Source organism: Streptomyces sp. LS1784 (genome assembly GCF_020103755.1).
In the GTDB taxonomy this organism is placed as follows: Bacteria; Actinomycetota; Actinomycetes; order Streptomycetales; family Streptomycetaceae; genus Kitasatospora.
Window position 1 is genome coordinate 1 of the sequence record NZ_JAHSQD010001213.1, and the last position, 750, is coordinate 750.

Sequence of the window (750 nt, forward strand, 5' to 3'; positions counted from 1 at the left end):
GGCCACCACCCGGGCCGCCACGGCGCGCTGACCTGCCGCCGGCCGGGCGCGGCGGTCGTCCGACGATCCGACAGTCGGCCACGCCGCAGGGGCGCGTCCCCGTACCCTCGTTCGTTACTGTGGGCAGCACCCGGCCCGGCGCCCCGACGGCCCCGGCCGGGCCGCCGTTCCGCACCCGAGGAGGAGTCCGTGTCCACCGTCCTGACCCAAGGCGGCAACGCACCGCTGACCGCCGCGCGAGTGACCGTCGAGGTCACCGCGCCCAAGGCGCTGGACGTCTCCGGCCTGCTGCTGACCGATGCCGGAAAGGTCCGCTCGGACGACGACTTCGTCTTCTTCAACGCCCCGAACGGCCCGGGCGTCAGCCACCGCCCGGCCACCGCCGGCACCCCCGACGCGATCACCGTCGACACCCGGGCCGTCCCGGCGGGCATCAGCAAGATCGTGGTCACCGCGAGCCCCGCCGACCAGGTCTCCACCTTCTCCGGGATGGAGCCCACCGCCACCGTCCGCGACGCCGACACCGGCGAGGTGCTGGTCACCTTCACCCCGCCCCGGCTGGGTCTGGAGACCGCGCTCATCGTGGTCGAGGTCTACCTGCGGGGCGGCGCCTGGAAGGTGCGCGCGGTCGGCCAGGGCTACGCCGACGGCCTCGCGGGCATCGCCACCGACTTCGGCGTCACCGTCGAGGACTCCCCGGCCCCGGCCGCCGCCGCGCCGGTCACGCCGCCGGCCCCCGAGGCCCCGGCC

1 protein-coding gene is annotated in these 750 nt (G+C 76.4%); it reads left to right on the forward strand.

Translation table 11 applies throughout. The features are described from left to right. Positions 1–201: 201 nt before the first annotated feature. Positions 202–750 (forward strand): TerD family protein (locus tag KS423_RS46595; RefSeq protein ID WP_224285673.1); only part of this gene is annotated, 549 nt, incomplete at its 3' end.